20 protein-coding genes are annotated in these 18655 nt (G+C 68.0%); 13 read left to right on the top strand and 7 right to left on the bottom strand.

The genetic code is table 11. From position 1 onward, the window contains the following. Positions 1-3 precede the first annotated feature (3 nt). The gene (locus ACIHAO_RS30435) at positions 4-939 is read right to left on the bottom strand and encodes a universal stress protein (RefSeq protein ID WP_396563580.1); all 936 of its coding nucleotides are present in this window, start codon (positions 937-939) and stop codon (positions 4-6) included. A gap of 97 nt (positions 940-1036) precedes the next feature. Here ACIHAO_RS30435 and ACIHAO_RS30430 point away from each other — a divergent pair, with 97 nt between their 5' ends. Next, a complete protein-coding gene (locus ACIHAO_RS30430; protein WP_396563578.1) occupies positions 1037-1429 on the top strand; it encodes an STAS domain-containing protein in 393 nt (130 codons plus the stop codon). Positions 1430-1446: 17 nt separating this feature from the next. Here ACIHAO_RS30430 and ACIHAO_RS30425 read toward each other — a convergent pair whose 3' ends face one another. Together ACIHAO_RS30425 and ACIHAO_RS30420 are read right to left on the bottom strand one after the other, a co-directional pair. Further along, positions 1447-2691 (bottom strand): PucR family transcriptional regulator, encoded by a 1245-nt coding sequence (locus tag ACIHAO_RS30425; protein ID WP_396563577.1) that lies wholly within the window; start codon positions 2689-2691, stop codon positions 1447-1449. Between the two features lie 22 nt (positions 2692-2713). After that, on the bottom strand, positions 2714-3115 hold the full coding sequence (locus ACIHAO_RS30420; protein ID WP_396563575.1) for an STAS domain-containing protein: 402 nt from the start codon (positions 3113-3115) through the stop codon (positions 2714-2716). 205 nt (positions 3116-3320) lie between these two features. Between ACIHAO_RS30420 and ACIHAO_RS30415 the strand changes: the two genes are divergently transcribed. Together ACIHAO_RS30415 and ACIHAO_RS30410 are read left to right on the top strand one after the other, a co-directional pair. Continuing rightward, positions 3321-4010 (top strand): DNA alkylation repair protein, encoded by a 690-nt coding sequence (locus ACIHAO_RS30415; protein WP_396563573.1) that lies wholly within the window; start codon positions 3321-3323, stop codon positions 4008-4010. Positions 4011-4099: 89 nt separating this feature from the next. Next, positions 4100-5119: a hypothetical protein gene (locus tag ACIHAO_RS30410; protein WP_396563571.1), complete on the top strand. Its 1020-nt coding sequence runs from the start codon at positions 4100-4102 to the stop codon at positions 5117-5119. Between the two features lie 22 nt (positions 5120-5141). Here the strand turns inward: ACIHAO_RS30410 and ACIHAO_RS30405 are convergent, their stop codons facing one another. Beyond that, positions 5142-5525, bottom strand: coding sequence for a nuclear transport factor 2 family protein (locus tag ACIHAO_RS30405; protein ID WP_396563569.1), 384 nt, complete (start codon positions 5523-5525; stop codon positions 5142-5144). A 123-nt stretch (positions 5526-5648) separates the two neighbouring features. Between ACIHAO_RS30405 and ACIHAO_RS30400 the strand changes: the two genes are divergently transcribed. The 5 genes from ACIHAO_RS30400 (at position 5649) to ACIHAO_RS30380 (ending at position 9192) form a co-directional block, all read left to right on the top strand. After that, positions 5649-6230 (top strand): PadR family transcriptional regulator, encoded by a 582-nt coding sequence (locus ACIHAO_RS30400; RefSeq protein ID WP_396563567.1) that lies wholly within the window; start codon positions 5649-5651, stop codon positions 6228-6230. Continuing rightward, complete coding sequence (locus ACIHAO_RS30395; RefSeq protein ID WP_396563565.1) at positions 6223-6645, top strand: VOC family protein; 423 nt, start codon at positions 6223-6225, stop codon at positions 6643-6645. Before ACIHAO_RS30400 ends, ACIHAO_RS30395 begins: the two co-directional genes overlap by 8 nt. 246 nt (positions 6646-6891) lie before the next feature. After that, positions 6892-7449 carry a cysteine hydrolase family protein gene (locus ACIHAO_RS30390; protein ID WP_396563563.1) on the top strand — a complete coding sequence of 186 codons (558 nt, stop codon included), beginning with the start codon at positions 6892-6894 and terminating at the stop codon, positions 7447-7449. 322 nt (positions 7450-7771) lie between these two features. Continuing rightward, a complete protein-coding gene (locus ACIHAO_RS30385; RefSeq protein WP_396563561.1) occupies positions 7772-8758 on the top strand; it encodes an aldo/keto reductase in 987 nt (328 codons plus the stop codon). Continuing rightward, on the top strand, positions 8758-9192 hold the full coding sequence (locus ACIHAO_RS30380; RefSeq protein WP_396563559.1) for a VOC family protein: 435 nt from the start codon (positions 8758-8760) through the stop codon (positions 9190-9192). The genes ACIHAO_RS30385 and ACIHAO_RS30380 overlap by 1 nt, the downstream gene beginning before the upstream one ends. Positions 9193-9278: 86 nt before the next feature. On the opposite strand, the gene ACIHAO_RS30375 is transcribed toward ACIHAO_RS30380, so the two are convergent. Next, entirely contained in the window at positions 9279-9731 is a 453-nt protein-coding gene (locus tag ACIHAO_RS30375; RefSeq protein WP_396563557.1) for a hypothetical protein, read from the bottom strand. A 54-nt stretch (positions 9732-9785) separates the two neighbouring features. On the opposite strand from ACIHAO_RS30375, the gene ACIHAO_RS30370 reads away from it, so the two are divergent. Next, positions 9786-12026 (top strand): ATP-binding protein, encoded by a 2241-nt coding sequence (locus tag ACIHAO_RS30370; RefSeq protein WP_396563555.1) that lies wholly within the window; start codon positions 9786-9788, stop codon positions 12024-12026. Between the two features lie 29 nt (positions 12027-12055). On the opposite strand, the gene ACIHAO_RS30365 is transcribed toward ACIHAO_RS30370, so the two are convergent. Then, entirely contained in the window at positions 12056-12640 is a 585-nt protein-coding gene (locus ACIHAO_RS30365; RefSeq protein WP_396563553.1) for a hypothetical protein, read from the bottom strand. Positions 12641-12869: 229 nt separating this feature from the next. Here ACIHAO_RS30365 and ACIHAO_RS30360 point away from each other — a divergent pair, with 229 nt between their 5' ends. The 3 genes from ACIHAO_RS30360 to ACIHAO_RS30350 all read left to right on the top strand — a co-directional run bounded on the left by ACIHAO_RS30360 (position 12870) and on the right by ACIHAO_RS30350 (position 15152). Next, positions 12870-13538 carry a Crp/Fnr family transcriptional regulator gene (locus ACIHAO_RS30360; protein ID WP_396563551.1) on the top strand — a complete coding sequence of 223 codons (669 nt, stop codon included), beginning with the start codon at positions 12870-12872 and terminating at the stop codon, positions 13536-13538. A gap of 28 nt (positions 13539-13566) precedes the next feature. Continuing rightward, the gene (locus ACIHAO_RS30355) at positions 13567-13890 is read left to right on the top strand and encodes a hypothetical protein (protein WP_396563549.1); all 324 of its coding nucleotides are present in this window, start codon (positions 13567-13569) and stop codon (positions 13888-13890) included. Between the two features lie 86 nt (positions 13891-13976). Further along, entirely contained in the window at positions 13977-15152 is a 1176-nt protein-coding gene (locus tag ACIHAO_RS30350) for a glycosyltransferase family 4 protein (RefSeq protein WP_396563547.1), read from the top strand. Here ACIHAO_RS30350 and ACIHAO_RS30345 read toward each other — a convergent pair. Then, positions 15097-17748: an ATP-binding protein gene (locus tag ACIHAO_RS30345; protein WP_396563545.1), complete on the bottom strand. Its 2652-nt coding sequence runs from the start codon at positions 17746-17748 to the stop codon at positions 15097-15099. The two genes, ACIHAO_RS30350 and ACIHAO_RS30345, sit on opposite strands and share 56 nt — an antisense overlap. Before the next feature lie 442 nt (positions 17749-18190). Here ACIHAO_RS30345 and ACIHAO_RS30340 point away from each other — a divergent pair, with 442 nt between their 5' ends. Then, positions 18191-18637 (top strand): GNAT family N-acetyltransferase, encoded by a 447-nt coding sequence (locus ACIHAO_RS30340; RefSeq protein ID WP_396563543.1) that lies wholly within the window; start codon positions 18191-18193, stop codon positions 18635-18637. Positions 18638-18655 lie beyond the last annotated feature (18 nt).

Raw genomic sequence — 18655 nt, 5'->3', positions numbered from 1 at the left:
CGCTCAGCCCACCGGCTGAGCGCGGACCACCGCCACCGGGCAATGCGCGTGGTGCAGCGCGTCGTCGCTGACCGAACCCAGCAGCAGTCGCCGGAGTTCGCCGTGATCGCTCCGGCCGAGCACCAGCAGCGCGGCCTCACTGGACTGCACGGTCAATGCCTGCGCGGCGGGTCCCACCCCGTGCACCAGCTCCACGGAGACCTCCGGATAGCGTTCGCGCCACGGCTCGAGCTGCCGGGCGACGAGCTGGGCGGCCACCTCCTGCGGGATACCGGGCGCCGGATCCAGTACCGGCCCGCCGAGCAGAGGCTCGCTCGCGGGGCCCCAAAGCGGCATGCGCGCGACGTGGACCGCGTGCACGGTGAGCCCGTGACGCGAGGCGAAGTCGAACGCGAAGCCCGCCGCCTGCGCGCTGTGCTCCGAGCCATCGGTCCCGAGGATCACCGGTCCGCCCGGAGGTGGCTCGTCCCCGCGCACGACCACGACAGGACGTCCGGCGGTCTTGGTCACCTCGGATTCCGTCGAGCCGAGGACGGCCCTGGCGAACAACCCGGTGTGGGATTCGCCCAGCACGATCATCGTCGCGTCCGTCTCGTCGGCGACCGAGGTCAGGACGTGCTCCGGAGTGCCGCCGCGGACGACCGTGCGGACCTCGAGATCGGGCTCGGAGCGCTTCAGCGCTTCCGCCATCGAAGCGAGCTGCCGTCGAGCGGGCTCGACGTCGGCTTCGTCGGCGGCTTGCGGGACGGCTTCGTTCAGCGGCGTCGCGACAGGATCCGAGCCGGGCGGGGGAAGACGGTCGTGGGTGCAGTAGGCGAGAACGAGGCCGAGGCCGCGCGTTTTCGCCTCGGCGACCGCCCAGCGGACCGCGCGGCGTGCCTCCGCCGACCCGTCGAAACCGGTCACCACCGGCCCTGTGCCGGTCTGTGCAGCGGACATGGGACATCACCTCCGACGTGGGCGGGGATACCCGTTTTCGGTGGTCTTCAAGCGGCCGGACGGTTTCATCGCACCGGGTGCCGGGGTACTTCCACACATGACTTCTCTGTCGACGCCCCGCGCGCTTGACAAGAAGCGCGCCTTCTCAGCGTCCTCCGAGCTGCGGGCACTCGAAGAACCACGAGGACGCCTCCGCCTGCATGTGAGCAGGCCGACCAGGGAAACCGCGGTCGTCAAAGCGAACGGCGAGGTCGACCTCGCCACCGCGCCGAGGCTCTGGGAGATGCTGGCCCAGCGGCTCCACGGCAGCGGCACCAGGTTGATCCTCAACCTGTCCGAACTCGAGTTCTTCGGCGTGCCTGGCATCCGGGTGCTCGAACGCGCGCAGCTGCTCGCCGAGGACACGGGCACGCAGCTCTTCGTCTTCCCCGGTGAATGCCGGTCCGCCCGGCGGCTGCTCGACCTTTGTGACGGTCTCCGAGTCTTGTAGGCACCTTTCGTGACGCGTCACAAAGGGCCGGTGGCCGAGCGCGCCGCAAGGGCCGCCTGCAGCAGGGCGACGTGTTCCAGCCGAGTGGGGTCCAGCCCGGTGAGATCGGCGATCCGGCGCAGCCGGTAGTCGACGGTGTTGGGATGGACGTGCAGGGCGGCGGCGGTCTGCCGTCGTCCTCCGCGGCGAAGGAAGGTTTCCAAGGTGTGGACGAGTTCGTCGTTGCCGTCCAGCGGGGCCAACCGGGTGGCCAGCCGGTCGAGTGCCGGACCGGGGCGCGAAAGCTGGTACTCGAGGAGGACGTCGTCGAGCCGGTACAGGCCGGGCGGACGCCCGGATCCGGTGGCGACCGCGAGTACGTCCTGCGCGAGCCTCGCCGCCGCGGGCACCCCGGACAACTCGGCCGCGGCGGTGCCGGCGATGACTTCCGCGCCCGCCGTGCGGGCGACGTCGGCGAGTACCCGCTCCAGCCGCGTCCAGTCCCGTGTGGACAGTTCTCCGACCGGGGTTTCGTGTGGTAGCAAGGCGATGCCGCCTTCGGGAGTGAGCGAGGTCAGCACCGTGCCTCGGACCTGGCGCTCCAGCTCGACCCGGAGCCGCCGGAGTTTCCGGCGGCCCGCGACCAGCGGGTCGACCCCGGTGGTCGCCTCGTCAGGATGCGCCCCGACCGACGCCGCGAGCACGATGTAACACGGTGGCAGGCGCAGACCGGCCTGGCCCGCGGCGACTTCCGCCGGCTCGCCGTCGAGCAGGGCGGAGAGCACCGCGTGCCGCGCCGAACGCTCGTCGTCGAACATCGTCCGGCGCTCGTCGAGATAGCCCGCGCCGACCGCGGGAGTGACCACTTCCAGGTAACGCAGGGTGAGCGCGTTGACCGCGAGGACATCGGCGACCTCGTCCGGCCGCGCGTCCGGCGTCAGCGACGCCCAGACCACCTGGATCCCGACGTGGTACGCGGTGAGCACGATGTCGATCGGGATGCCCTCCTCCGCGCGCCGGGCCGCCGACTCGCGGAGGAAGTCGAGCTCCTCCCGCGTCGGCGTGGACCCGGTGCGCAGAGTGTCGATGAACGACCGCAGGTTCTGCTCGATCACGTGCGTGATGTCGCCACTGAGTTCCTCGGCGGGTAACAGCCCGTATTCCGGGATGCGGGAGACGATCTCGTCGAGGACCGCCTGCGCGAGCGACGGCAGGACCTCGGTCAGCCGTTCCGCCAGTGGACGCCCGCCGATGCGGAACCCTGGATCCTTGTCACCCGTCACAACCGCCCATCATGACAGCTGATCAGCGAGTGAGCGCGTCCCGTGCCGAATCGAGGGTCGGGTGCACGGTGAAGACGGCGTCGAGGCCGAGCAACGACATCGGGCGCAGCAAAGCTCGCTCCCGGGTGACGATGACGAACGGGACGCCCGCCTCTTCGGCCTTCGCGCGGACCTGGACGAGAGCGGTGAAGCCGGACGAATCACAGAAGCTCACCGTGGACAGGTCCGCGATCAGCGCCGCCGGCGTGAACAGGAGCTCCTCTTCCATCGCCCGTCGCAGATCGGCGGAGACGGCGAGATCGATTTCGCCCGACACGGTGACGACCGTATCGGTGCCGGACGCGGTGACCGAGATGTCGAGAGAGGACACGAATCTCCGTGCTGACCGGGGCAGATCGGAAGCGGGAGCGCGGTAGTCAGTCAAGTGGACTCCTTGCCGGTTTGGGGGCCGGCTCCTGCCCCGGAGGGCATGCCGGACCCGGAAGTAAGGACCCGGCGGCTGGTGTCTGAACCGCGACTGGTCAACCGTAGCAGCCTTGCGGGGCGACTCGCCGGATGAGCGGCGTCCGGACTTGTCGTACGGAACGCCTCGTAGGCTGAATGCCACGAACAGTGGACGGGAGGCCGAGGTGACCGGGACGACGACGGCCGAGGTGATGGCCGAACTGGCCGCGCTCGACGACCCGCGCGCACGTCAGGTGAACGAGAAACACGGCGACGACCACGGGGTCAATCTCGGCAAGCTGCGCGCGCTCGCGAAGCGGCTGAAGACCCAGCAGGAACTCGCCCTGGAGCTGTGGGAAACGGACGACACCGCGGCGAAACTGCTCGCGTTGCTGATCTGCCGTCCGAAGGCGTTCGAGCGTGACGATCTGGATCGCATGGTGCGCGAAGCACGCACCCCGAAGGTGCACGACTGGCTCGTGAACTACGTCGTCAAGAAGAATCCACACGCCGAGGAGCTGCGCCAGGCCTGGTCCGCCGATCCGGATCCCGTGGTCGCGAGCGCCGGGTGGGCGCTGACCACCGAACGTGTGGCGAAGAAACCCGAGGGCCTCGACCTCACGCGGCTGCTCGACGTCATCGAGGCGGAGCTGAAGACCGCGCCGGATCGCCTGCAGTGGGCGATGAACCACTGCCTGGCGCAGATCGGGATCGACCACGCGGAGCATCGTGCCCGGGCGATCGGTATCGGGGAGCGCCTGGAGGTGCTCAAAGACTATCCGACCCCGCCGAACTGCACGTCGCCGTTCGCGCCCGTCTGGATCGCCGAGATCGTGCGGCGGCGGGAGGAGCAGGCAGGCGCCGGGAGCCGCTGACGGCTCTGCCGATCGGGTGACGCGGGCAACGGCCGCGGCCCGGCGGGCGTGATCCGGCCGAAACCTGTCTCGGCACTGAGGGGATCCGCATGGACATCGGCTTGGTCAAACGATGCGCGGCGGCAGGCGCCGCCGCCGTCGCGCTTTCCGTTTCTGTTTCGGCTCCGGCCGGGGCGAGCCCGGCGCCGGGCGCCGCGGCCTGCTCGTATCAAGTGACCCCGGTCGTGGTGCCGGCGGACGCCGAACGCCAACGGGTCGACGTCGTGGCGACCGACGGCGCGGGCAACTACTCCGGCACCCAGATCGTCGGCTCGGTCGGCGCGTACCGGCTCGTCCTGTGGCACGGCGACGATCCCCGGACCGTCGAGCCGCCCAAGGGATTCGACTCGGTCGCGCCCGTCTCCCAGAACCGGTCGGGCACCGTGCTGGTCAACGCCGTCTCGTTCGACACCCGCGAACGGCGGATCTTCTTGTACCGCGACGGTGTCTACCAACCACTCGCGATACCGGCCGGCTTCGTCGATCCCCGGGCCGTGGCGATCAACGATCTCGGGGAGATCGTGGCGACGGCGACCCCGTCCGGTGGCACCGGCGCCGTGGTGATCGCGTGGCTCAGCTACGCCGCGCAGCCCTTGATCATCACGCCGCCCGAACTGGCCTACGCCTCCGCCGTCGACATCGACCAGGACGGCACCATCATGCTCGGCGACGGCTATTCGGCCTATCTGTGGCGTTCCGGCAAGCTGACCGCGTTGCCTCCGTCGCCCGAGGTCCCGGTGTTGTCGCGGGGCATCAGCGCGGGCCGCGCGGTCGGGACGATCCTCGACGCGAAGGGGCCGAAAGGCGTGGTCTGGACCGGAAACATCCCCGAACTGCTCGAAGGCGGCGGCTCGGCGGAGAGCATCAACCGGCACGGCCTGATCGCCGGCCGCGCCCGTGCCTGGGACGGGCCGCCCGTGCTCTGGCAGGGCACCCGCCTGGCGGCGGAGCTGCCACTTCCGGCCGGGTCGGCCTCGGCGAGGGCGGACCTCGTCAGCGATGACGGGACCGTCTTCGGGGATGCCGACGCCGGCGCCGGTCCGGTGCACTGGCGCTGCGCGGTCCGCTGATCCGTCGCGGGCGGCGGAAAGCTCAGCCGAGCGCGTCCGCCTTGATGGCCTCGAACTGGGCGCCCATCCGCGTTGCGAGCGCCTCCGCCGCCCGCAACGGCCGGACCATCACCTTGAAGTCGGCGATCTTGCCGTCGGCGTCGAAGGTCAGGAGGTCGCAGCCGTTGATCTCCAGCCCGTCGACCGTCGCTTCGAACTCGTACACGTGGTGCGCGCCGTCGTGGATTTCGCGGATATAGCGGAAGTCTTCGAACACCCGCATGACGCCGCGCAGGATCGCCGCGGTGATCGCCTTCCCCTGGTAGGGCTTGAACGCCACCGGGCTGGTGAAGACCACGTCGTCGGCGAGCAACGCCTCGATCGCGGCGGCGTCCTTCGCCTCGACTGCCTGGCGGAACGTGGGCATGACGATCTCCTCATAGTCAACTTGTTGAGTAGACGTCGCCGAGCGTAGGTGATCACCACTCCGGTGTCCATCAAAGTGCCTAGGCAACTTTGTGACTAATCCGCGCGGGGTTATCATCGCGCCATGGCGCTGCGGAACGCGATCCTCGCGACGCTCCTGGACGGCGAGTTCTCGGGCTACGACCTGGCGAAGAGTTTCAACGCGTCGGTCGCCAACTTCTGGACCGCGACGCCGCAGCAGCTCTACCGGGAGCTGGACAAGATGGAAGCGCAGGGCCTGGTGGCTGCGCGGGTCGTCGAGCAGCGGCGGCGTCCGAACAAGCGGCTCTTCTCCCTGACCGACGCCGGCGCGGCCGAGCTCGCCGAATTCACCACGCGGGCGCCGAAACCGACCGCGATCCGCGACGAACTGCTGGTGCAGATCCAGGCGGTCGAGGCGGGCGACGACAAGGCGGTCCGGCGTGCCGTCGCGGACAGGATGGCCGTCGCCGAAACGAAGCTCAAACGGTTCGAACGCCTCCGGGACCGCCTTCTCGGCGAAGCCACCGAGGCGGAGTTCCTCGCCACCGCGCCCCGCGTCGGCCCGTATCTGACCCTCGCCCGCGGGATGGCGTTCGAACAGGAGAACATCCGCTGGTGCGCACAGGTTCTCGCGGTCCTCGACCGGCGCGCGACCGTGAACGACGGAGGAGATCGGCTTGGTTGAGCGGAAGAAGGGTCCGAAATTTCGTCAGGTGGTGCTGGACTGCACCGACGCCCGCGCGCTGGCGGAGTTCTACCGGCGGCTGCTGGTGTGGGACTACCGCCCCGGGGACGAACCGCCCGCGCCCGGCGACGGCGACAAGGACTGGCTGGTGCTGAGAAATCCGGACGGCGGGGCGCAACTCGCCTTCCAGCAGGTCGACCGGCTGCCGGAAGCGAGCTGGCCGGACGCCGAACCGGTGCCCCAGCAACTGCACCTGGATCTGACCGTGGACTCGGTCGAGGAACTCGAGGAGCAGCACGCCCGCGTCCTCGAATTCGGCGGGCGGCTCCGGTACGACCGCAGCGAAGACCCGGAAGAACCGCTGCGCGTCTACGTGGATCCGGCGGGGCATCCGTTCTGTGTCTTCGTCGCCTGAAACCCTCAGGCGCGGCAAAGCAGCGCGTCGGGGGTGCGACTCGAGCCGACCCGGCCGGTGCGGCCCAGCGGGGTGGGAGACCGGCCGCACAAGAGGGCGGAGAACGCCGAACCGGTGACGCTGTACCCGACGGCGGCGTGATCGGGCGGGCACTGCACCTTGGTGTAGCCCTCACCCGCCGGAGGCGAACCAGTCGCGCGCCCGGTTGTATACGGACGTTCGGGTTGCTGTTGATAGCTTCGTGGTATGCCCACCGCGCTGCTCATCGGTGACCTCCAGCGAGGGATCACAGGCAACTACCCGTTCGCCAAGCAAGTCCTGCCGCCGGTCGAGGCCCTGCTGCCGCGGGCGCGGGCGGCCGGCGCGCTCGTCGTGTTCGTGCACTTCGCGCTCCGGGGCAACGGCGCCGATCTGCCGTCGGGGAACGCGTTGTTCAAGACGTTCCACGAGACGGGGGACACCTTCCACGAGGGCTCGGCCGGGACCGGGATCGCCCTGCCGATCGCCGACGAGGACGTGGTCGTGCTGAAACGCCGTGCCAGCGCGTTCGCCGGCACGGATCTCGATCTGGTGCTCCGCGCCCGCGGCGTCGACACCGTCGTGATCGCCGGAGTCGCGACCAGCGCGATGGTGGCCGCGACGGCCTACGATGCGGCGGACCGCGGCTACCACGTGACCGTGCTGCGCGACGGTTGCGCCGACGGCGACCCGGCGATACACGACTTCTTCGTGGACGCGGTCTTCCCGAGCCGCGGGTTCGAGGTCGTGACGTGCGCGGACTGGCTCGTCGACGGCGAAGATTGAGAGGGTGTTCGGACTCCGCACTCTCGAGTGCGGCATCCAGACACGCGAGTCACGTCCCGAAACACGCGAGCCACGCCTTACCGGCCCGGCCGCCGAGGTCACAGTCGTCCCACTGTCACCAGGGATCACATCCGACGGTAGCGAAAGCCTCCTTCACTACCGTCAGAGTAGGCAAAGAGGCCCTCACTACGAGAAGAACACGTACGCAGAAGCGACACCGGCCCCACGCCACGACACCTTTGACTTCCCCCTCGATAAATCGCGAGACCGGCTCGCTCGGGTGTGGCACCGTGGTCGCCGAGCCGATCAAGGGGGAGCCGGAATGGACACGAGACGACTCGGGCGGACCGATGTCGAGGTGACGCGGCTCGGGTTCGGCGGCGGCCCGCTCGGCGGGCTGTTCGCGCCGTTGGACGACGACACCGCGGCGGGCGCGCTGGCCGCGGCCTGGGACGCCGGGATCCGTTACTACGACACGTCGCCGCATTACGGGATCGGGCATTCCGAGCGCCGGATCGGCGAGTTCCTGCGCTCGCGGCCGCGGGCTTCCTTCGTCCTGTCGACGAAGGTCGGCCGCCTGCTGATCCCGCGGGAACCGGACGGGGAAAGGGATCCGGCCGGGTTCCACGTCCCCGCGACGCACGACCGGGTACGCGACTTCACCCGCGACGGGATCCGGCGCAGTGTCGAGGATTCCCTGGAGCGGATGGGCCTGGACCGGATCGACGTGCTGTACCTGCACGACGCCGAGGAGTTCTTCGACGACGCGCTGCGCGATGGCTATCCGGCCCTGGCGGAACTGCGGTCGGAAGGGATCGTCGGCGCGATCGGCGCCGGCATGTACGACACGGCCATGCTGACCACTTTGGTCAAGGAGACCGATGTCGACGTGGTCATGCAGTCCGGCCGCCACACACTGCTCGAGCACAGCGCGCTCGACACGTTCCTGCCCGCGTGCGAGGAACGCGGTGTCTCGGTGATCGCGGCGTCGGTCTTCAACTCCGGGTTGCTCGCCGTGCCGAGGCCCGTGGCGGGAGCGCACTTCGACTACGAGGTCGCCACACCGGAAGTCTTGGAGCGGGCGAACAGGATCGCCGACGTGTGCGAGGCGCACGGCGTGACGCTTCCGCAGGCGGCCATGGCCTTCCCGCTTCAGCATCCGGCCGTCGCCGGTATCGCGGTGGGAATGCGGTCCGCCGAGGAGGTACAACGCAACGTGGAGTCCTTCGCCGCGGAGGTACCCGCACAGGTCTGGGTCGATCTGAAGGCCGCGGGCTTGATCCGTTCGACAGCGGCTAGGGTGATCTGATGGTGTCGGTGAAACAGGTCCAGATCACTTTCGACTGCGCGAAACCCGAGCGCCTCGCCCGTTTCTGGTGCGCGGTACTGGGCTATGTCGTGCCGTCGCCGCCGGACGGGTTCGCCACCTGGGACGACTACAACCGCACGCTGGCACCCGAGAAGCAGGACGCCGGCTTCGCCTGCAGTGACCCCAACGGAGTGGGCCCGCGGCTGTACTTCCAGCGTGTGCCCGAAGGCAAGGTCGTCAAGAACCGGGTGCATGTCTGCGTGCGGGCCGGCATCGGACTCGTCGGTGAAGAGCGCCTCGCCGTCCTCCAGGCCGAGCGCGCCCGCCTGGAGGCGCTCGGCGCGGCCTGCGAGCGGGTCATGCTGGCCGACGAGGAGAACGAATCCTGCATCGTGATGCAGGACATCGAGGGCAACGAGTTCTGCCTCGACTGAGGCCGGGTTCATCGCGTCTCTTTGACGGGCCGACAATACGGTGGCGAGGCCCGGAATTTCCGCAAGCCGTTACCGCGCATTCCGGGCTATTCGCGATCGTCGGGCAGTCCGTCAGTGGTACCTTCACGGCAGGGAATCGGCGTAGTTCTCATTGAGCAAGATCGCCGTGAGGGGACAGGAACGAGATGGAGCGCCGTCAGCAGGCGGTACATCGGACGATTGTCATCGTGGATGTCGAGGCATTCACCGATCAGCGCAGGACAACGCCTCATCAGCTTGTCGTCCGCGAAGCGTTGTACAGCGCCTTGTCGCAAGGTTTCGAGGTAGCGGGCGCGCCCTGGTCGGAATGTCATCACGAGGACCGTGGCGACGGGGTCTTCGTGCTCGCACCAGCGCATTTTCCGAAGGCGCCATTCATCGAGGTGCTCCCGAATGCCTTGGCGGCCCGGCTGACGCGGCACAACATCGCGCATCCCGCCGAACAACGAATAAGGTTGCGCATGGCGGTGCACGCCGGGGAAATCGTTTATGACGATCATGGCGCGACTGCGGAATCGGTCAATTTGACATTCCGATTACTGGAAGCTGCCCAGTTGAGAACCGCGCTCGCCCGTTCCGAGGGCGTGCTCGCGGTGATCGTGTCGAAGTGGTTCTTCGACGAAGTGGTGCGTCACAGCGGTGAGATCGATCCGGCCACGTTCCGGCCTGCCCGAATCCAGGTCAAGGACACCTCGGCGATCGGCTGGATCTGGCTGCCGGACCACCAGCATCCGGCCGATCTCACCTATCTGTCGGCGTCGCGTGGCCGCACCGAACCGGAACCGCGTCAGCTGCCCGCGGCACCGCGGTCCTTCACCGGTCGTGCCGACGAGCTGGCCGTACTGACCTCGGTGCTGGAAGCCGCGGCGGAGCAAGCCACGACCATCGTGATCTCCGCGATCTTCGGCACCGGTGGTGTCGGCAAGACCTGGCTCGCCCTGCACTGGGCGTACCAGCACCTGGACCTGTTCCCCGACGGGCAGCTCTTCGTCGATCTCCGCGGCTTCGCGCCCGAAGGGCAGCCCCTGTCGCCGAGCGCCGTCGTGAGGGGTTTCCTGGACACCTTCGGCGTCGACCCGGCGCGGGTGCCCGCCGAACTGGAGGCACAGGCCGCGCTCTATCGGAGCATTCTGGCGGACAAGAGAATGCTGATAGTGCTCGACAATGCCCGTGACACCAAACAGGTGATCCCGCTCCTGCCTGCCAGCCCCGGCTGCGCGGTCGTGATCACCAGCCGTGACCGCCTGGCCGGTCTCGTCGCCGCGCACGGCGCACGTCCGATTCCCGTGGATGTCTTCTCCGCCGCCGAGGCACGGGAGATGCTCGCCACGCGGCTCGGGGCCGGCAGGCTGACCGCCGAGCCCGACGCGGTCGACGACCTCCTGGCCTGTTGCGGCGGGTTCCCGCTGGCCCTGAGCATTGTCGCGGGCCGCGCAGAAGCGCACCGCGACTTCCCGCTCGCCGTCCTCGCCGCCGAACTGCGTGACGCGACCACCAGGTTGGGGGCACTCGACGAAGGCGACCCGGCCGCCAGCCTTCCCGCCGTCCTGTCGTGGTCCTACGCGGCGTTATCCGACGATCAGGCTTGGATCTTCGAACTGCTGGGCATGTCCCCGGGGGTCGACATCGACCTCGCGGCGGCCGCCAATCTGACCGACTTGCCCGCCGGTCGCGTCTCCGCGGAACTCCAGGCACTGGAACGGGCTTCCCTCATCCACCAGCATGTCCCGGGACGATGGCGGATGCACGACCTGGTCAAGCTCTACGCCGAAGGCCAGGCTCGGCAACGGCCCGACCGGTCCGCGCAGGACGACGCTCTCCGCCGGCTGGTCGACTTCTACCTGCACACCGCTCACGCCGCCGACCTCCTGCTGGATCCGGACAGCCAGCCCATCGACCTGGCGGATCCACACGAAGGTTGTTCACCCCGAGCCGTCCGGAATTCGCAAGAAGCGCTTTCGTGGTTCAACGCGGAGCATCTCAACCTCGTTTCGGTTCAGCAGGCGGCGCTCGAACGCCGGTGGTTTTCCCCCGCCTGGCAGCTGGCTTGGGGATTGCACGCTTTCCACTGGTGGCAAGGCCACGTCCACACCGATGTCGCGGTCTGGAAGACGGCACTCACCGCGGTCGAACAGCTGGATGAATCGCTGCCCAAGACCCTCGCGCATCAGATGCTGGTCCAGGCGTACTCGCGTCAGGGCGACCACGCCGAAGCGCTCAAGCACGGCCGGCTCGCCCTGGCCGGGGTGGACGACGTGAGCGTCGTGTACCGCGCGCCCGTGCATCACGCGGCCGCGCATATGTGGGCCCGGCAAGGAGAACTGGTGAAGGCACTGGACCACGCCACCCAGGCGATGACGCTGTACCACGAAGCGAACCGGCCGATCCGCGAGGCGTGGGCGCTGACCATGGTGGCGTCCTTCGCGATCAAAATGGGACAGAGCTCGCGAGGCGAGAGCGCTTGCGAAGCGGCACTGGCGCTCTTTCGGGAACATGCTTATCCCGCAGGAGAGGCGGCTGTCCTCAACACCCTTGGCGAACTCGCCTTCGCCAACGGCGACCATGCCGAGGCGCTCGCGCGTTTCGAGAACACGCTCACGCTTCGCCGCGAACTCGGGACGACCTACGCGTCGGCGGACACCTTGGACAACATCGCCCGTACCCACGCCGCGCTCGGTCACCAGGACAAAGCACGAGAGACGTGGATCGCCGCGCTGCGCCTGTATCAGTCCCAGCTTCGCAACGACGAGTCCGGCCGGGTTCAGAAGGAACTGGATCTCCTGGACGGATCCTGAGGCCCTTCCCGCCTCGACTGAGGCCGGGTTCATCGCGCCTCCCGAATGCTGAACGTCGTGACGCAGAAGCCGCCGTCCTCCGTGCGATCCGCGATCACCGTGCCCCTGGCGAACCGTCCTTTGACGACTCCGGTGACGTCGGCGAGGACGAACTTGGCGGTTCCGCCCGCCCTGGTGATCTCGACGCGGGAACCGAGCGGGAGAAGTGAGTCGATCTTGTCGTCCATGAACCGCTTCTGCGCTTCGCAGGCCAAGGCGATCGCTCCCGCCCTGTCGCTCCCGGCGATCTTCGCGAGGAAGTCCGTGACCACCTGAACACCCTTCTCCGGCGGCTGCGGAGCCGGACGTACGGTCACGGTGACCCTCGGGCGCGTCGTGCGGCTGACCGTGGTCCTGCTCGGGCTGCTCGTCGGGCTGGAGGTTGTCGCCGAGCTGGAGGACGGGACGGGCAACGAGATCCCGGCGCTCTCGCGGAGCAGGAAGCCGGGAGCGGCGAAACCGGTGACGCAGAAGGCGACCAGCGCGATCACCGCGACCAGGATCCCGATGGCCACACCGGGCTTGACGGTCGAAGACTGGGTGTTCTGCTCATCGGGCAGGCCTGGATAGCTCATCGGAGTCACCTTCCGTGCGGATCTGAAGTGGCGATCCGACGGAGCCTTCGCGGGGCGGGTTCCGATCCTTTCGGAGACCTTACGTCTCCCCGGTCTGTGCTGTGATCCGGCTGAAACCGCTGGTAGGTGGCTTGTGCGTCGATAACGGCATCGATCCGCGAGTATGGAGTAGTCCTACCATGTGATCGGGTTAACCCACATCGATGTGTAGAGTAGTACACTCACGGCTATGGCTCAGAACACATCTCTTCACCTGACCGACTTTCTCAGCGCGCAGCAGCGCGCTGAGCTGGAAGGTCTGGCCGATGAGGTGACCTATCCGCCTGAACACACGATCTTCTGGGAGGGCCAGCCGTCCCTCGCGGTGCTGATCATTCAGTCGGGCAACGTGAAGGTGACCCGCCAAGGTGCGGACGGCACGGAGATCATCTTCGCGATCCGAGGGGCGGACGAGGTGATGGGGGAGGAGGGCGTGTTGATGGACGAGCCGCGTTCGGCCACCGTCAGCACGATCACCACGGTCTCCGGATTGATCCTCCGCGCGGACGAACTGCTGCGCTTCGTCGGCGAACAGGACCTGTGGCCGGCGATGTACCGGGCGACCGTCCGTCGCCGACGGCAGTTGGAGGAGCGGCTGATGCTGGCGCGGCTGGACGTGCGCAGCCGGCTGGCGCGGTGGTTGCTGGAACTGGCCACCGAGGTGGGTGAAGACACCGAGGAGGGTTGGGTAATCGAATCGACGCTGTCGCAACAGGATCTCGCCGCCCGGATCGGCGCTTCGCGTGACGGCGTGGCGATCGAGCTGCGGAAGTTGCGGGAGCTCGGTCTGGTCACCACCGCGCGGCGGCGGATCGTCCTGCACGACCTTGCCGCACTGCGGGCGATCGTCGCCGGCTGACGAAGAGGAAAAGCGAAGGGTGACGAGAATGGCCGAGGATCTGGGCCCCTTCCAGGACTTCTGGAACGCCTGGAACGAAGTGCACGACGAAATACGCGGAAAGGCCTTCGAACACTTCCCTCGCGCGGTGCAGATCCAGTTCGAGGAAATGCGTGAACATCTCGACAATGGCGACGCCAGAGCGGCCGCGCGTGAAGCGACGGACGTGATCAGCATCGCGCTCAACACCATGCGATGGCTGGGCTACGGCCCGGCGGAGATAGCCGAGATCGCACGTGACCGGGCGAGGGAACGGATGCTCGATCAAACTCCGTCGATTCTCGACAAGTACCAACGCGAATACGACATCTGACGCCAGGGTCAGCGGAGGAGGAGCCCATGTCGAGCGCTTCGTTCCGAGTCAAGGGCCGGGACCCGGCTCGCGTGGAGCCCCCGTCCGTGTTGCTGATAAGCGACGAATGGTCACCGACGCGCGGCGGGATCTCACGATTCAACAGGCGCCTGGCCATCGCTTTCGCGGCCGAGGGCTACCGGACGGCCTGTCTGGTGAAGAGTGTGTCGGCACTCGAGCGCTCGGACGCGCAAGAGCACGATGTCCGGCTGTTCGCCGCTCCCGCCACGCCCGACGGGCCGTCGCTGTTCGTGCCGTCTCCCGAGGTGGTCGAGTGGCGCCCGGACGTGGTGATCGGACACGACATCGTCAGCGGCTCGGCGGCTTGGACGTACACCCAGTACTACGTGCCCGACGCGGCCTTGGTCCACGTCATGCACACGTCTCCGGCGCAGAACGAGTCCTTCAAGCCGCACCCCGACCGGGCCAAGCGGATCGCCGCCCACGAACGGCGGATGCGGGAGATCGCCGCCGACGCGACCGTTGTCGCCGCCGTCGGGCCGCTGCTGCGCAACCGCGCCGAGGCGATCCTGGACAGCGGCGATGTACTGCAGCTCGATCCCGGTATCGACATTCCCGACGATCCACGCTGGCTGCGCCGTAGCCCGCCGTCCAACTCGATCGTGCTCATGGTGTGCCGGGCCGACCACATCGGACCGAAGGGCGTGGACATCGCGGCCGGCGCGGTCGCCGGAATGCGGTTCCCGCATCACCACCCTCCTCCCGAGCTACGGATTCGCGGGGCACACCACGAACGTTGTGACCCACTCAAGGACGACCTGGTCGACAGGTTCGGTATCGGCCGAGACCGGATCGATGTGCGCGAGTACGACGCGGACCCCGCGGCCATCGCCCATGATCTCGGCCACGCCGCGCTGTTCCTCATGCCTTCCCGTGCCGAGGGGTTCGGTCTCGCGGCGCTGGAAGCGATCGGGCTCGGCACCCCGGTACTCATCAGCGGCCGTAGTGGTCTCGCGCAGATGCTGCGCGACAGCTGCCCGGAGATCGCCGAGCCGATGATCGTCCCCGTGGTGGACGACCTGGCGGAGGACATCCGCGTGTGGCAGAAGGCCATCGAGCGCAAGATGGACAATCTGGACGGTGCTTTCGGCTACGCACGCGAGATGCAGCGTCGCCTCGCCGTGCGGTTCCGGTGGAGTACGACCGTCAGCACGTTGGTGTCCCGCCTTCCGGTGCCCGCGTCACGTCGGCCGAGGTCATGAGCGCCGCGAGTCTGGCCTCGACGCGTTCAGCGGCGGGGTGCCGGATCTCCCGGTACGTCGCGAGCGCCTCGCGCAGCGCGTCCACCCGATCACCGTCGTCGGGATAGACCTCGGCGAGCCTCTCCGCCGAGATGGCACCCCAATACCGGTCGCCGAGTCTCCGGTCGAGCGCATGGGAATTCCGGTAATGCTCGACGGCCTGAGCCGGCCTGCCGAGTGCGCGTTCGATGTCGCCCAGAACGAGCAGGACATTGGCCTGTCCTTCGAGATGACCGATCGCCGTGTACAGCTCGAACGCCCGGGTGCAGAGCGGGAGCGCCTCGTCGTCCCGGTGTAACGCGGAAAGCTGATCGGCCATCGCGGCCAAGGCGTCGGCGTGCGCCAGCCGATCAGGGCGATCCCGGACCAGACTCCACGCCTTTTCCGCATGGCGCAGTGCTTCGACCTGACCGCCACGGGCACCGAGCACTCTCATGCAGGCCAGGTGGTTCTTGAACATGCCGACCTCGTCGCCGAGCTCTTCGTGTAGTTCCATGGCCTGGTCCAGCAGCTGGACGGCTTCGTCGATCTCGCCGACGCGGGCGATCGCCGTCGCCAGGTTGCGGCGGCTCGTGGCCTCCCCGAGCCGATCACCCCCTTGAATCGCCGCGGCCAGCGCGGCGCGTTGGACGGCGGCACGTTCGGACCACCGCCCGGTACGGCGGAGAAAGGTGGTGCAGGCCCAACCCAGGCGCCAGGCATGACCGGTGAGTCCGTTGCCTGCCGCGAATCCGACGAGCGCCAGGAGTGTGGGGTGCTCGTCGGTGAACCAGATCATGGCGTCGTCGGCGTCGACGAGGCCGGCTTCGCCGAGTGGCCCTTCCCCGACGATCATGTCGCGACCGTAGCGATGTGGCAGGAGATGCCGTTCGGCGTCGAGCGCGGTGATCAGGTAATGATCCACGAGCCTGGCGACGGCGGCCGGTCGTTCCGGATCGGTCGCGGCCAGCTCCGCGGCATAGGCACGGAGCAAGTCATGCAGCCGAAACCGGCTCGGGCGGTACTCCGCCACCAGATGGGCGCTGGTCAGCTCGCGGAGCGCGATCGGCGCGTCGTCGCTCAACGAGCGGCAGGCTGCCAGGCCGATGTCGGCGCCTGGATGGATGCCGAGCAGGCGAAACAGGCGCGCGGCCACCGGAGACAGTACGGAATACGACCACGAGAAGACCGCTCGCAGGTTCAGATCCGGTTCCCCGAGGTCCAGCGCGTCCAGCCGCCGCCGCTCGTCGTGCAGTTCTTTGAGCAGGCCTCGCAAGGACAGGGCCGGCTGGTTCGCCGCGCGCGCGGCGGCCACACTCAGCGCCAGCGGCAGGTGGGCACACCTGCGTACGAGCTCCGCGGTGGATCTGGGATCTTCCTCGAGGCGTGCGTGGTCGATCCGCTCCGCGATCAGTGCGAGCGCGGCCTCGTCGGACAGCACGTCGAGCGCGATTCGGTGGGCACCCTCGCGGACCAGCAGGCTGTCCAGCCGGTTTCGGCTCGTGACCACGGCGACGCAGGTCGGGCTCGCGGGAAGCAGGGGGCGCACGTGATCACTCGATCGCGCGTTGTCGAGGACCACGAGCAGGCGACGCTCGGAGAGCATGCTGCGGTAGAGCGCGGATTTGGCGTCCTGCCCGGCCGGGATCGCCTGCGGGTGTACTCCGAGTGTCTGGAGGAAACTGTCCAGCACCTGGCTGGAGTCCAACGGATCCTGCTCGTCGAATCCGCGGAGATTGATGTGCAGTTCACCGTCCGGGAACCGGTCGCGCACCCGATGTGCCCACTCCAGCGCCAGCGCGGTCTTCCCGATACCGGCGGTGCCGTCGATCGTCACGATGACGGTCCCCGTCGCGGGCTCCCGCCGCGTGAGCAGTTCGGTCAGCCGCACGAGTTCGGCGTCACGTCCGACGAACTGCCGCGTACTCGGTGGAAGCTGATGCGGAGCCGTCGACCGGGCCAGCGGCGGCGGCTCGTCCGCAGGTACGGGTTCTCCGTCCACATGCCGGATCCAGGCGATCGCTTCGGTTTCCTTGGCGGTGACCTGGACTCGGCTGTAGGTGTCGCGCGCGGCCTTCACACTGTGCCAGACCACTTCGTCGAAGAACCACGCTGACGTGATCATGCTCAGCAACCCGCCGGACCGGGCGTGTGCCGCCGTGAACACGGGTGCGTCGAGGAGCCGGAACGCGTGGTTCACCGCACGGCCCACCACTCCGTGGTCGTCGTAGTGGATCTCTCCGGCGTGCAGTGCGAGTCGCAGACGGATGGCTTCCTCTGACGGGCGTCCGGTGTTGTATTCCCGCAACGCGGTGACGAGCCGCGTCGGCAGTGCCTCGACGAGAGCGCTCTTGGCGACCGTGGGCGGGAGGATCACGAGCACTCCGTCGCCGCGGTCCTCATGGTCTCGCTCCGTCCAAGGAACTCCAGCCCCATCGAATGCCCGTTCCAGGACGTCGTACAGGCCGCGGCGGACCGCGAGCTGGTGCAGGTTGGTGCGCCGCCGATCACCGAACGCGGACACATCCACGACCAGCACTGTCCGGTGCACAGCCGCGGGGAAAGCCACGAGTCCCATCAAGCCATCTCAGGGCGATGCCTGCAAGGAAGAACCGGCCGTGCGACCGATCCGGAGCGATCGCGGCTTAGCTTAAGTTGATCTTGGACGTGGTTTCGATCGCAAGTGGCGATGGTTGCCGCAGGTCAAGCGCTCGGTTGCCCTGGCTGACGGGAGCCGGCACGCCCGTAGCGTCCACTGTGGACACATTTCCATGACTGAATGTCTGATTGATGACGAAATGGTCGGTTCTGTCAAAGGGTCGTGAGTGGTAAAGGTCGTTCTAACGCTCATTGCCACTCACGACCCCCTCTCGCAGCTGCGCAAAGCACTCAAATCGGGCACCTGATCCGGACTGGCGTCCCTTGTGGACGGTCGCCCCACCGACCGGCCCCACCCACGAACACGACACGTTTGCCTTTCCCCTCAATACTTATCGGTGGTCGCTGCCATACTCCGCGCCATGACGAACGAGGTGCTCCTGAGGGCCGTCGAGCGGGCTGATCTCGACGTGTTCTTCGAGCAGGAGCAAGACCCGGTGGCCGCCGGTCGTGCCGCGTTCCCGCCGTGTGACCGTGAGCGGTTCATGAAGCATTGGGAGACCAGGGTGCTCGGCGATCCGGCGGTGACGGTGCGCACCGTTCTGGCAGGCGGCAGGGTCGCGGGAAACGTGGTGGCCTGGCCACAGGACGGCAGGCATTGGGTGGGTTATCGGTACGGAAGGGAATTCTGGGGAGGAGGTGTCGGATCGCGAGGACTCGCGTTGTTCCTCGGCGAGATGCCGGTCCGGCCGTTGTACGCCGATCCGGTGGAGACCAACGTCGGGTCGGTCCGGGTGCTGGAGAAATGCGGTTTCCGGCTGTTGTCCGAAAAGGACGGTGAGCACGTGCTGCTCGTCCTCGAAGAGTGATCCGCCGTGCCCCGGCCG

The sequence above is a fragment of the Amycolatopsis sp. NPDC052450 genome (assembly GCF_044547565.1).
Classification (GTDB): Bacteria; Actinomycetota; Actinomycetes; order Mycobacteriales; family Pseudonocardiaceae; genus Amycolatopsis.
The sequence above is the reverse complement of the archived record's forward strand: the minus strand, read 5'-3'. Positions and strand labels throughout refer to the sequence as shown.

Coding starts and splice junctions, on each gene's coding strand:
- ACIHAO_RS30400 (WP_396563567.1), top strand. CDS start 5,649: ATGGCGCTGCGGAACGCGATCCTCGCGACGCTCCTGGACGGCGAGTTC.
- ACIHAO_RS30360 (WP_396563551.1), top strand. CDS start 12,870: ATGGCTCAGAACACATCTCTTCACCTGACCGACTTTCTCAGCGCGCAG.
- ACIHAO_RS30365 (WP_396563553.1), bottom strand. CDS start 12,640: ATGAGCTATCCAGGCCTGCCCGATGAGCAGAACACCCAGTCTTCGACC.
- ACIHAO_RS30385 (WP_396563561.1), top strand. CDS start 7,772: ATGGACACGAGACGACTCGGGCGGACCGATGTCGAGGTGACGCGGCTC.
- ACIHAO_RS30345 (WP_396563545.1), bottom strand. CDS start 17,748: ATGGGACTCGTGGCTTTCCCCGCGGCTGTGCACCGGACAGTGCTGGTC.
- ACIHAO_RS30435 (WP_396563580.1), bottom strand. CDS start 939: ATGTCCGCTGCACAGACCGGCACAGGGCCGGTGGTGACCGGTTTCGAC.
- ACIHAO_RS30390 (WP_396563563.1), top strand. CDS start 6,892: ATGCCCACCGCGCTGCTCATCGGTGACCTCCAGCGAGGGATCACAGGC.
- ACIHAO_RS30340 (WP_396563543.1), top strand. CDS start 18,191: ATGACGAACGAGGTGCTCCTGAGGGCCGTCGAGCGGGCTGATCTCGAC.
- ACIHAO_RS30375 (WP_396563557.1), bottom strand. CDS start 9,731: ATGATCGTCATAAACGATTTCCCCGGCGTGCACCGCCATGCGCAACCT.
- ACIHAO_RS30380 (WP_396563559.1), top strand. CDS start 8,758: ATGGTGTCGGTGAAACAGGTCCAGATCACTTTCGACTGCGCGAAACCC.
- ACIHAO_RS30405 (WP_396563569.1), bottom strand. CDS start 5,525: ATGCCCACGTTCCGCCAGGCAGTCGAGGCGAAGGACGCCGCCGCGATC.
- ACIHAO_RS30410 (WP_396563571.1), top strand. CDS start 4,100: ATGGACATCGGCTTGGTCAAACGATGCGCGGCGGCAGGCGCCGCCGCC.
- ACIHAO_RS30430 (WP_396563578.1), top strand. CDS start 1,037: ATGACTTCTCTGTCGACGCCCCGCGCGCTTGACAAGAAGCGCGCCTTC.
- ACIHAO_RS30355 (WP_396563549.1), top strand. CDS start 13,567: ATGGCCGAGGATCTGGGCCCCTTCCAGGACTTCTGGAACGCCTGGAAC.